The organism is Psychrobacter sp. FME6, from assembly GCF_014861365.1.
Classification (GTDB): domain Bacteria; phylum Pseudomonadota; class Gammaproteobacteria; order Pseudomonadales; family Moraxellaceae; genus Psychrobacter.
Map to the genome: position 1 here is coordinate 13666 of NZ_RRYW01000001.1, position 11971 is coordinate 25636.

General features: G+C 43.5%; 9 protein-coding genes. 1 reads left to right on the plus strand and 8 read right to left on the minus strand.

The genetic code is table 11. From position 1 onward, the window contains the following. Positions 1 to 102 precede the first annotated feature (102 nt). The 3 genes from EI162_RS00045 to EI162_RS00055 all read right to left on the minus strand — a co-directional run bounded on the left by EI162_RS00045 (position 103) and on the right by EI162_RS00055 (position 4650). Entirely contained in the window at positions 103 to 951 is an 849-nt protein-coding gene (locus tag EI162_RS00045) for a methylenetetrahydrofolate reductase (protein ID WP_192522390.1), read from the minus strand. A 13-nt stretch (positions 952 to 964) separates the two neighbouring features. After that, the gene (gene ahcY, locus EI162_RS00050; RefSeq protein ID WP_192522391.1) at positions 965 to 2389 is read right to left on the minus strand and encodes an adenosylhomocysteinase; all 1425 of its coding nucleotides are present in this window, start codon (positions 2387 to 2389) and stop codon (positions 965 to 967) included. A 353-nt stretch (positions 2390 to 2742) separates the two neighbouring features. Continuing rightward, positions 2743 to 4650 carry a TonB-dependent receptor plug domain-containing protein gene (locus EI162_RS00055; RefSeq protein WP_192522392.1) on the minus strand — a complete coding sequence of 636 codons (1908 nt, stop codon included), beginning with the start codon at positions 4648 to 4650 and terminating at the stop codon, positions 2743 to 2745. 611 nt (positions 4651 to 5261) lie between these two features. Here EI162_RS00055 and EI162_RS00060 point away from each other — a divergent pair. After that, complete coding sequence (locus tag EI162_RS00060) at positions 5262 to 7160, plus strand: mechanosensitive ion channel family protein (protein WP_225735322.1); 1899 nt, start codon at positions 5262 to 5264, stop codon at positions 7158 to 7160. Between the two features lie 143 nt (positions 7161 to 7303). Here EI162_RS00060 and EI162_RS00065 read toward each other — a convergent pair whose 3' ends face one another. From EI162_RS00065 to EI162_RS00085, 5 genes are all read right to left on the minus strand, one after another. Beyond that, a complete protein-coding gene (locus EI162_RS00065; RefSeq protein ID WP_192522394.1) occupies positions 7304 to 7936 on the minus strand; it encodes a DNA-3-methyladenine glycosylase family protein in 633 nt (210 codons plus the stop codon). A 289-nt stretch (positions 7937 to 8225) separates the two neighbouring features. After that, complete coding sequence (locus EI162_RS00070) at positions 8226 to 8957, minus strand: Smr/MutS family protein (protein ID WP_192522395.1); 732 nt, start codon at positions 8955 to 8957, stop codon at positions 8226 to 8228. A 104-nt stretch (positions 8958 to 9061) separates the two neighbouring features. Beyond that, complete coding sequence (trpC, locus tag EI162_RS00075; RefSeq protein WP_192522396.1) at positions 9062 to 9964, minus strand: indole-3-glycerol phosphate synthase TrpC; 903 nt, start codon at positions 9962 to 9964, stop codon at positions 9062 to 9064. A gap of 128 nt (positions 9965 to 10092) precedes the next feature. Next, positions 10093 to 11214 (minus strand): anthranilate phosphoribosyltransferase, encoded by a 1122-nt coding sequence (gene trpD / locus EI162_RS00080; RefSeq protein ID WP_192522448.1) that lies wholly within the window; start codon positions 11212 to 11214, stop codon positions 10093 to 10095. A 103-nt stretch (positions 11215 to 11317) separates the two neighbouring features. Further along, positions 11318 to 11941: an anthranilate synthase component II gene (locus tag EI162_RS00085; RefSeq protein WP_192522397.1), complete on the minus strand. Its 624-nt coding sequence runs from the start codon at positions 11939 to 11941 to the stop codon at positions 11318 to 11320. Positions 11942 to 11971: the final 30 nt, after the last annotated feature.

The window sequence follows — 11971 nt, forward strand, 5'->3', positions numbered from 1 at the left end:
AGGGTTTGTCATTAATGCAATCGTAATACCAAAAAAAACTGGCACTCCTAAGAACGCCAGTTTTTAAGCTAATCAATATAGTACCGGTTTAAGTAGAGGATTCTAAGTAGACAGTCCTAAAGCTTCAACCAAACGTTTATTAGGCTCAACCTTATTCATGCTATAAAAATGCATGGCGGGCGCGCCCTCAGTGATTAAACGCTCACAAAGACGGTGTACCACCTCAAAACCAAACTCGCGAATGGCTTTGCGGTCGTCGCCAAAGTCGGCCAATTGCTTACGCACGTAACGCGGAATATCTGCGCCACAGCTATCAGCAAAACGTACCAGATTGCTAGAGTTGGTAATCGGCATAATACCAGCAACCAATGGCTGCGCCACGGTATCGATACCGCGTTTCTCTAAGCTGTCACGCAGATATAAATAGCTATCGGCGTTATAGAAAAACTGGGTAATCGAAGAATTGGCACCAGCTTGATATTTATTAACCAAGTTATCAACATCGAACTCAAAACTACGCGCTTGGGGATGCATCTCAGGGTAGGCCGCTACCTCTATACGGAAGTGGTCACCTGAGTGTTCACGGATAAACTTAACCAAGTCTAACGCAAACGGCAGCTCACCCATACCAACTTGCCCTGATGGCAAGTCACCACGTAGTGCTACCAGACGCTTAATGCCTAAGCTTTTGTAATGCTCCAGCAATTCAGCGATTTCCGCTTTATCATCACCGATACAAGACATGTGCGGTGCAACATCGGTCTGACCGCGTGCGCATAAGGCTTGAACAATATCCAAGGTGCGGCTACGGGTTGAGCCGCCAGCCCCATAAGTCACCGAAAAGTAGCTCGGTGATAGCTTATTCAGCTCATCATAAGTACTGAGTAGCTTCTCATGACCTTGCTCAGTTTTGGCCGGAAAAAACTCAAAGGAGAAAGCAGGCTTAGTCACAGTCTGGCTCCTTTTAATATTTATAAGCGTCAGGCTTAAATGGACCTTCTACAGGCACACCCAAGTACTCAGCTTGTTTTTCAGTCAGCTTAGTTAGCGTACCGTTAAAACCAGCAACCATCGCAGCAGCGACTTCTTCGTCAAGTTTCTTAGGCAATACTTTGACGTATAAGTTATCAGCACGTGTATCAGCTGGTAGCTCTGCAAATTTTTCTTCGAACAGATACATTTGCGCTAGTACTTGGTTGGCAAATGAGCCGTCCATCACGCGTGATGGGTGACCAGTCGCATTACCTAGGTTTACTAAGCGACCTTCAGCAAGCAAAATTAAATAGTCGTTTTCATCGTCTGAGCGGAAGATTTGATGGACTTGTGGTTTAATCTCAACCCAGCGCCAGTTATCACGCATAAACTGCGTGTCGATTTCGGTATCAAAGTGACCGATGTTACAAACCACTGCACCCGGTTTAAGCGCCGCTAGCATATGTCTATCACAAACATGATAGTTGCCGGTAGTGGTGACAATCATGTCGGTGTCTTCGAGCAAGCGAGTATTGATGTTTTCTGCGCCACCGCTGTTATCGCCATTGATATATGGTGATAGTACTTCAAAACCGTCCATACATGCCTGCATCGCGCAGATAGGATCGACTTCTGAAACACGGACAATCATACCTTCTTGACGTAAGCTTTGCGTCGAGCCTTTACCCACATCGCCATAACCGATAACTAAGGCGCGACGACCAGCAAGGAACATGTCAGTAGCACGTTTGATAGCGTCATTTAAGCTATGACGGCAGCCGTATTTGTTGTCGTTTTTAGACTTGGTGACCGCATCATTGACGTTGATAGCAGGTACTTTTAGCGTGCCTTTACCAAGCATTTCAACCAAGCGATGGACGCCAGTAGTGGTTTCTTCTGAAATACCATGGATATTATCCAGCAATTGGGCATAATCATTATGAATCAAAGCAGTTAAGTCACCGCCGTCATCCAAGATTAGGTTTGCATCCCAAAGCTGACCAGACGCTTCACCGCCAACGTGGATTTGTTGACGTAAGCACCATTCGTACTCTTCGTCAGTTTCGCCTTTCCATGCAAATACTGGAATACCAGCAGCAGCAATCGCAGCCGCAGCATGGTCTTGGGTTGAGAAGATATTACATGACGTCCAGCGTACTTCGGCACCGAGCGCAATCAGCGTCTCGATAAGAACGGCAGTCTGAATAGTCATGTGGATACAGCCAGCGATTTTCGCGCCTTTAAGCGGCTGTTCTGCTTCGTAGCGACGACGCAAACCCATCAGGGCAGGCATTTCGGCTTCAGCAAGGGTGATTTCACGGCGGCCGTAATCAGCTAAGCTGATGTCAGCGACTTTATAGTCAGTGAAAGAGGGATCGATCGTATGGGCAGATGGGGTGTTAGACACTGCGTCCATAATATGCTCCTATCAGTGGTTAATTTATGATAAAAAGAATAAAAACGCAGGTGCCGTTATTTGCGCTGTCAATAATCAGCGGAGTGATTATTAAACAGTTACCGAGCCTAACATAATGAATAATATGCACAGCGATATAGCTTAAATGCAGTAATCAATGATTATGGCGCAACACCTCTCGGAGGGTGATTATTGTAATAGATGCAACCTAGATTGTCACCTATTGACTGATATAAATAATAGGCAATCATGGCATATCAAATGATGATGAGATTTCTAATACCATAAAAAAAGGCCATCGAGTGATGACCTTAATTATTTATGACCTAATTTATAACTGGCGCTAAATAAGCTTAGTACCAGTTATAAGTAAGTGAGGTGAAGAAGTTGATACCGTCAGTATCATAACCGGGCAGGGTAATATATTTTTTATTAGTAATATTGTTTAGACGTGCGGTCATCGATAGATTGTCAGTCAGTTTATAGTTACCACTGATATTCACTAAGCCATAAGAGTCGACCAATTGTGAGTCTGTATTGGCGACATTGCTATAATAATCACCTACGTGTTCATATTCAGCGCGGATATCCAAGCTTGGTAGGCGATAACCAGCATATACCAACCCTTGATGTTCGGGACGAATAGACAGGAAGTTACCATCATTCATTCCGTTACTATCATCTTTTGCTTGCTGATAGTCATAGCTACCACCAAATAGGTAGTTATCAACGACCCAGTCTGACGTTAATGTCACACCTTTGATTTTGGCTTTATCAACGTTTTCGCTGCTACCACCAAACGGATTGCTTGGGGTGGGCTTAGCAACATAGCCAATCAAATCTTCTACTTTACTATAGTAACCGGTTAACCGTGTAGACTGAATATCAGTGTCGTACTCCATAAAGGCTTCGTAGTTATCACTGGTTTCAGGCTTCAAGTCAGTATTTCCTGAGCCAGGATAGTATAAGTCATTAAAGGTAGGGGCGCGGAATCCTTTAGCGTAGTTAACCCCAGCGCGTATATTAGGATTAATATGATAAGCACCGCCTAAGTTATAGGTGGTTTCATTACCATATTGTGAGTCATCATCAAACCGTAGGTTGGCTTGAGCATCGAATTGATTGTTTGCTAATACGTATCCTAAAAATGCACTTTTCACATCACGATCATTGACGTCATAAGCAGTACTATCGAGACCTTGGTTAAGGTACTCTAACCCATAGATACCTTGGCCAACTGCTAGTTTGTGTTGTCCAATCAAGCTAACTTGATCTTGCTTAGTATTAAATACGTCACCAAATTGACCATAAGTATCACTCTTATCAATTGAGTGACCGTATTGAAGCTTTAAGGATGAGCCAGGCAGATAACGCCAATCAACAAACGCCTGAGCGGCTCCATTTTCTTGGTCTGCATGGGCGTTTTCAAAATCACCATCATCAAAGTCTGTCGTGGACTTGCTGTATAAAGCACTAGCACCCGCTAACCATTGCTCATTGATGCGTTGTGTTATCGCCAAACTCACATTGTCACTTTTAAAGCCATCATCATCGCCATTGTAAGACGAGTATGGATTGCTAGGGTCCGGCAAAGTGGCATTAAAACCATCTGTTTCATTATGGCTGGCTGATAGACTTAGAGTCGTACCACTATCATTATTAATTTGGGCACTAGCGCCGTATAAGTATTGATCATGAGAGCCTACGCCAGCAGTAACAGAGAAATGGCTTTGTTCTGCATCACGACCTTTTGTAAAGACTTGAATCACGCCGCCCATCGCGTCTGCGCCATAGATACTAGAACCTGAGGCGCCATATAAGATTTCGATACGATCGATTTGATCTGCAGGCAATAAGCTAAGGGTTGCACCACCAGCACTGATTGAGCTATAGCGTACGCCATCTATAAGTACTAGAATTTGATTGCTGTTATAGCCTCGCATATAGAAGTTAGAGGTGGTTCCGGTCCCACCATTGGTATAATGACTGATACCTGGTTGGCGCTTAAGAACATCAAGTGCGCTTTGACCTTGATGGTGTTGCAGCTCTTCCTTATCAATTACTCGGGTTTGAGCGATGGTATTACTGATTTTAGTCGCTGTACGGGTAGCGGTTACGACGATCTTATCAAGCTCAACTTCTGGTAGCTCGCTATCATTTAATTCATTAGTGGCAGCTGTTGCATTCATGGCAAATACGCCAAGCGTGCTTAAAATACATAACCGAAGATAGGTAGTCGAAAATGCACGTGATAAAGCCATATTTAATTCCAAATTAATCAAATAAAGAAGATACAGAAGAGAAGGTCAAGAATTTAAAAATTACAAAAAGTAATACATTTATTACACGCGCTCATTATCTATAAAAGTGCCTGATTTATAAACTACTTTAACCTAATGTTTATTCATCATAGGCTGAGTAGTTTTCATGATGAGCTAAGGTTTATTTCCTTAAGAGCTGCTAGCATTATTATCAGCGTTTTTATAGATAGTCTTAGGGCATGTCCTCAATCTGAACGAAATCAACTAAATGGGCTAAGAATGGCTAAATCTTGCCAAACTGCGTCAAATAGCTGGCTAATATCTTGATATTATCTGTACTATTTTCCTTGTTTGACTGCAATTTATCTCATTTTTATCACCATTTTCAAAATGAGGACACACCCTAATACAGTTAACTATAAAAATAGCCAACCATATAAAAGCCAACCAAAAGCATTGCTGTCATAAATAATTGCTATTATAGTGGCAACTCTTATCTTGTCCTTCGTCATACTATTAAAGCCATGAGGTTTGTTTTGTCTATTAAGCGTCATCTGAGTACCAGCACCGCGCCACCTCCGTCATTTTCACCTACTAAAATATCATTCACAATGATAGCCTTTCTCATTGCTGTGATATTGAGCCTAGTTGCACCGCATAGCGCAGTTGCTGCTGAAGCTGGTATATTGGGTGTGGGCAGTAGTAGTAATAATAATGAAGAAACGACTGATAATACCTCTATACCAGATTCATTTGGGCGAGATACGCCGCGCCATACGGTACAAGGGTTTATTGGGGCGCTGGGTGAAAACGATTATCTGCTGGCCAGTAATTATTTAAATTTATCCAAGTCTGACAATCCAACGACGATCGTACGGCAATTCAAACAGGCGCTTGATGCAGGTGGCCGCTTTCAGCCTGATTTGCAAATCAATAACACCCCCGAAGGCAATCTAACCGACCAATTACCATCAAACCAAGAAAATGTTGGTGCTATTAATGTCGGCGAAAAAAATGTGCCACTACTATTAGAAAGAGTGGTCTCTGAGCAAGGTGAAAAATACTGGCAGTTCTCGACGGATACGCTTAGCTCAGTACCAGAGGTGATAGAAGACTACCAACCGACTTTGGTCTCTCGTTATACGATTGACTCACTAGAGGGCAAGAAGTTACTTGGTTACGAGTTAGTAGATTTGGTGGCGGCACTGGCCATGATTATCAGTAGTTTTTTGCTGACTTATATTATGGTTTGGCTATCGTATCATTTACTGAGAATCAGTTATCCTCGTGTACGCGGCGTGCCGTTACCTTTCCCTAATAAAGTAATTTTGCCACTTTCTGTGGTAATTATGGCGTTGATACTGTCTGAGGTAATGGTTTACGCTGGCGTGTCAGTGACTCTACGTGAGCCGGTTAATCGCTTTACTGAAATTGCTTCGTGGGTCGCGATTACTTGGTTATTATTACGTATTGTTGATGCATTGTTCACCCGCGCAGTGAATTTGAGCTATAAGAAAAACCATACTGAACGAGTCTCGATTTTGGGGTTGCTCCGCAAGGTGGTCAAGGCGCTGTTATTAATATTTGCCGTCATCGTCATCTTCGGTAATTTAGGTTTTGATTTGACCACAGGTATTGCGGCATTAGGGGTTGGTGGTTTAGCGTTAGCACTGGGTGCGCAAAAGACCATCGAGAACCTCGTCGGTAGTGTGGTCGTGGTGGCTGACTCCCCAGTACGGATAGGCGACTACTGTAGTTTTGGTACGCAGGCGGGTACGGTTATCGATATCGGTATCCGCTCATCACGGGTACGTACATTAGACCGCACAGTCGTTACTGTTCCCAACAGTGACTTCTCATCGATGCAAATTGAGAACTATACTTCACGTGACATGTTTCATTTCTTGCATAACTTATATATCAAACGCAATGCGGATATTGACGTTATTTTTAAGATGGTCAAGGATTTAGATAAGTTTTTGAACGATCATGAGCTGACTAACCAAGAGTGGAATCAGGCCAATATTTTAGAGTTGCGCCAAGACTGTTATATCATTCAGCTGCGCGCTTATGTTAACTCCTTTGATGTTATAGAGTTTTATGGCAAACAAGATACTTTGTTGGTTGAGATATTAACCCTTGTCAAAAAATATAAAGTTGAGCATGCGCTGCCAACGCAGCAGCTTATCGTCAATCAAGCTGAACTTGAACCTCAACATCAGATAGAAACGGTTATCGAGGGCGACATAAATGACCCTGTAAGTGATGCATTAAGTGAGGAAAATGATAGTGATGATACTAGTGCACAGGACACGATTGACTTAGATAAAAAGGGTAATAGCGCTGATAATAACGGGGCGGACAATAAGAAAAAGACTGCCTCCGCGAAATTAAAAAAGAATAGTACCCTTAAAGCATTAAAAAATAGAAGCCGTATACTTAAGAAAAGTAAGTTTAAGCGTACCAAGAGAAAGTTCGATTTTTCTATATGGAATCAGCCTTATAACTAGGGGCTGTCCTTATGGTCTTTACCTTATAACACTTAACTTATAACATTCACAAAAACTAGAGTAGCAGGGAAAAAGAGTGTAAGTGCTACGCATTATAGACTAAGCGAGTTTGACACGGCTAATCGTACTTTTTGGGTTTGGTATTATAAAGGGAGGGCGGCTGTATTACGTAATAAGCCGTAGTAAGACCAGAGCAGTAAACCAGCTGCACTACGGTGCGGTGCCCAGTTTTGGGTGAGTGTTTTTAGCTGTTTTGGCGTTGGGCGTTCTGTCAGATCTAATAGCGACATTGCTGCGACCTTGATGGCTAAATCATCAACCGCAAGAATGTCAGCTCGTTTTAATGAAAATAACAAGTACATCTCAGCGGTCCATTGACCGATGCCGATAACGGCGGTTAGAGTTTTTATCACCTCTTCATCTGGCATGGTTTCTAATGCGGAAAAATCTATATCATGATCTACTAATGAGCGGATATAGCGAACCTTTTGTTTAGACAATCCTTTTGCTTTCAAAGTCTCGTCTGTTGCTTGGCTAATCATTTTCGGGCTTATCAAGCTTGCATCAACCAATCGTTGCCAAATACTGGTAGCCGCTGCTACAGAGAGCTGTTGACCGACCATAGCTCTTACCAGCTGCTCAAACCCGCCCGTATTATGGCGTAAATCAGGCACACCCACTTGCTCATAAACCTGAGAAAATCTTGGCTCGATAGCAATCAAAGCCGTTATGTGTGCGTTTAATTGCTGAGTACTTTCAATCGTCTGTATGCTCATAATGGCTTCGCCTTAAAAGTGGGATTGATGCTGATATAGTTAGTTTTAAATAAAAAGAGTACAGCCATTACAGCGTGCTATAGTCAGTGAGAAGTAATATCGCTACATCACGTACAGCAGGTACCGTTTTTTCTTGCTTGCTGTGCCTACGCAGACAGAGGCTGCGAAAAAATTACAGCAATAGTACTGCATTGCTTTTAAATTGGATCAGCTATACAAGAACCTGTGATATTTTTAATATAAAAAAAGGACCGCTCACAGCAGTCCTTTTTATGTTTAACCTTGATACTTATTCGCCATCAGCTTTAGGCTTTTTTAGCAGCACCAAAACGGCACCATTACCGCCATCTTTTGGTGGGGCAGAGCAAAAAGCCAATACTTCTGGTAGCTGGCGCAACCAGCCATTGACGCAGGTTTTTAAGATTGCCTCAGAGCCTTTGCCATGGACAATTTTTACCATCGTTTCATTGTTCTGCTTCGCTTGACTTAATAACTGAGTCATCGCATCACGTGCTTCTTCGATGGTGCAGCCATGAATATCGACCGCATCATACCAACGCAGCTTGCCTTTTTTGAGCTGATCAAAAATCTTATTTTGTAACGTTGGTTGTTTATAAGACAAGTACGCCTCAGCCGCGACAGGATTCAGCAGTGCTTGCATATCTGACAAGCCCGCACTTAAATCCGCGCTTTCGCTACCTTGAGCCGCCGCACGTTTAGACAGCGTCGTGGCATCAGGTTTGCCGGCCTTTGCAGCATTGGCAGGTGAGCGTACGTTTTTGTCATCGAGCTGACTGACACCGTGCATCGCTTGCATAAACAGGACTTTATCATCATCGATATGTTCGCTGTCCAACTGTTTGACTGTTTTTTTAACTTGCTTTTGGCTGAGTAGCGAAACAGGCTCTGTTGGTTTCTGATTGTCACCTTCAGGTGAATTGGTATCACGACCTTTGCTCAGTTGGCCTTTTAGCTCTTTGAGCTGGTCTTGCATTTCTTTTGAAAATAGAGAGTTTGACATAAAGTTAACGTATCGTTGGTTGATGAATGAATTAATTATTAATAGCCATTAATTTATAAATATAAGCTATCTAGCTTGGTTAAGTCCAAACTGTTTGGGTTACTTTACTCGTCTGCTGCGACGCCCGCAAGTAAGGATTGTAACGCTTGTCCAGGGTGATCGGTCTTCATAAACTGCTCACCAATTAAAAAATGCTGAATATCGTGATCTAACATCAAACGAATATCATCGCTATTATGGATACCACTTTCGGTGACGATAAGTGGGCGTTTTAAGTGGTCGTTGGGATTGGCAGCCAGTGCATCATCGATCGCCAACGCCTGTAATAAGGTGTTTTTTAAATCCAGCGTGGTTTGTAGGTCGACGTCAAAGGTATTTAAATCACGATTATTAATACCATAGATATTATGCTCTGAGCGCGGCAACTGTAGTGCGCGTTCAAGCTCGCCCGCTGTATGGACTTCTATTAATACATCCATTCCTAGCTCGATACTTAAAGCATGGAGCTCTTGCACTTGAGAGTCATCAAGGCATGCCATGATTAATAAGATGCAGTCCGCACCCATCAGATAAGACTGATAAATCTGATACACATCAATCATAAAGTCTTTACGGAGTATCGGCAGGCTTGAGGCATTGGCAGCGGCAATAAGATAGCTATCATCACCTTGAAAGTAATCGCGGTCGGTTAATATCGATAGGCAGCTGGCACCCGCTTGTTCATACTGCTTGGCAAATAATGCGGGCGAAAAGTTATGGTTGATAATGCCTTTAGAGGGTGAGGCCTTTTTTATTTCAGCAATGATGCCGATACCGTTCTCTTTAGTGCTGGTCGCTCTTAGCGCCGCCGCGAAGCCTCGGCGTGGTTTATTGTCAGCGGCTACTTGCGCTTGTAACTGCTCAAGCGATTGCGCCTCGCGAGCCGCTGCTACCTCGATTTTTTTGGTGGCGACAATGCGCTGCAACACCGAGGGAATATCTGAGCGGGATGTCGTGTTGGTAGTCATAGCAGGATCCAAATATATTTAATATAAATAAATAGTCAATAATAGCGTGAACGGTGTACGGATAGATTTAAACTATCGCAAATAAAGTGGCGTCATAAGTTAAATGTCATCACAAAAATAACGAGTGATTAGTTTTGTGTTGCCAGCTGCTGCGTATATTCGGCTAAGGACTCAAGCTTAATTAACGCATCACCATTTTGGATGACTTTTTGAGCTCGGCTAACACCATTGGGGTAGTTGCTAGCAAGTCCTGCGGTATATATCGCTGCGCCGGCATTAAGCGCAATCATATCACGCGCCTTTAGGATCGCGCGGTCGTGGGTCTCTGTCCCTGACAAAGCCGCACGAATCAGCGCTAAGCTCTGCTCTGGGGAAGCTACATCGAGACCGATAAGCGTTTGTGATTCGATGCCTGCATCTTCTGGCATCATCTCATATACGGAGATGTTACCGTCTTTTAATTCAGCGACAGTAGTCGATGTTGCAAGACTGATTTCATCCAAGCCGTCTTTTGCGCCGACGACCATCACATGACGTGCGCCTAAGTTTTTCATCACTTTGGCGATAGGCTCGCATAGTTGTGCGGTAAAGACGCCAATGACTAAATTGGGTGTGCCAGCAGGGTTGGTGAGTGGTCCTAAAATATTAAAAATCGTCCGCGCTTTTAGTTCGCGGCGTACGGGGTTGGCATAACGCATGGCACTGTGGTGGTTGGGTGCAAATAAGAAACCAATACCTTGGTTTTCGATACAATCTTGTGCTTGCTCAGGGGTTAGGGCGAGGCTAATACCCGCTTGCTCTAAGAGGTCTGAGCTACCAGACTTGGTAGAGACGCCGCGGTTGCCGTGCTTAGCTACTTGTGCCCCAGCCGCGGCAGCGACCAACGCTGATGCGGTAGAGACGTTAAATAAATTGGCGCCATCACCGCCTGTGCCGACGATATCCACCAGATAATCGCAATTTTTCGGGCTAATATTGGCAGCCAAGGCACGCATGGCACTGGCCGATGCGGTAATTTCATCGATTGACTCACCTTTCATACGTAGACCAGTCAACACAGCGCCCATCATGGCATCGCTGCATCTGCCTTGCATAACGATGAGCATCACTTGATACATCTCATCAAAGGTTAGATCGATGTGCTGAAAAATTCTATCTAAGGCGGTGGTTAGTATTTTATGTGTGTCTTCATCGGACAGCTGATTGATGTGTTCAGGGGTATGGATGGTTTTTGGAAGTGCATCCTGCATAGTCGTATTGGTCATAGTGTTCTCACTTATTATTATCTTTTATAGTTTAAATAAATTGGTTAAATGGGTCGCGTATTTTCAAAAGCTAACGCGTTAAAAACAGTTAGCCTACTTGTGGCAGCTCACTTGAGTCTACTACTGCTAAGTTGTGCGCTTGTAAGAAGTTATTAAGCAGCTGATAACCAGCTTCGCTTAAAATAGACTCAGGATGGAACTGAACGCCTTCGATTGCAAATTCACGGTGGCGAATGCCCATAATTTCTTCGATATCATCATCGATGTTTTGTGTCCAAGCAGTCATTTCAAAACACTCAGGTAAGCTGGTTTTATCAACCACTAGTGAGTGATAGCGCGTGAATTGCACCGGATTAGGTAAGTTAATAAAGACCCCTTGTCCGTTATGATAAATAGCAGATAGACGTCCGTGCATGACTTCATCTGCTTTGACCACTTGTCCGCCAAACGCTTGTCCAAGCGCTTGATGACCCAAGCAAATACCTAATATCGGAATAACGCCTTTAAAGGTATCGATAACCTCTAAGGAAATACCAGCACGGTCAGGATCACATGGGCCAGGGCCAATGACAATGATATCGGGCGCAAGGGTTTTAATCTGCTCGATGGTAGCCTGATCGTTACGCCAGACGGTGATGTCCTGCTGCAATTCACCGAAGTACTGTACAATATTGTACGTAAAGCTGTCGTAATTATCGATCATCAAAATCATTAGGGGTTCAACTCATTGATTTGGTTGGAT

Excerpts from the sequence above, each read along its gene's own strand:
- EI162_RS00085 (WP_192522397.1), bottom strand. The coding sequence starts at position 11,941 with ATGATTTTGATGATCGATAATTACGACAGCTTTACGTACAATATTGTA.
- EI162_RS00060 (WP_225735322.1), top strand. The coding sequence starts at position 5,262 with ATGATAGCCTTTCTCATTGCTGTGATATTGAGCCTAGTTGCACCGCAT.
- trpC (WP_192522396.1), bottom strand. The coding sequence starts at position 9,964 with ATGACTACCAACACGACATCCCGCTCAGATATTCCCTCGGTGTTGCAG.
- EI162_RS00065 (WP_192522394.1), bottom strand. The coding sequence starts at position 7,936 with ATGAGCATACAGACGATTGAAAGTACTCAGCAATTAAACGCACACATA.
- EI162_RS00070 (WP_192522395.1), bottom strand. The coding sequence starts at position 8,957 with ATGTCAAACTCTCTATTTTCAAAAGAAATGCAAGACCAGCTCAAAGAG.
- trpD (WP_192522448.1), bottom strand. The coding sequence starts at position 11,214 with ATGCAGGATGCACTTCCAAAAACCATCCATACCCCTGAACACATCAAT.
- EI162_RS00055 (WP_192522392.1), bottom strand. The coding sequence starts at position 4,650 with ATGGCTTTATCACGTGCATTTTCGACTACCTATCTTCGGTTATGTATT.
- ahcY (WP_192522391.1), bottom strand. The coding sequence starts at position 2,389 with ATGGACGCAGTGTCTAACACCCCATCTGCCCATACGATCGATCCCTCT.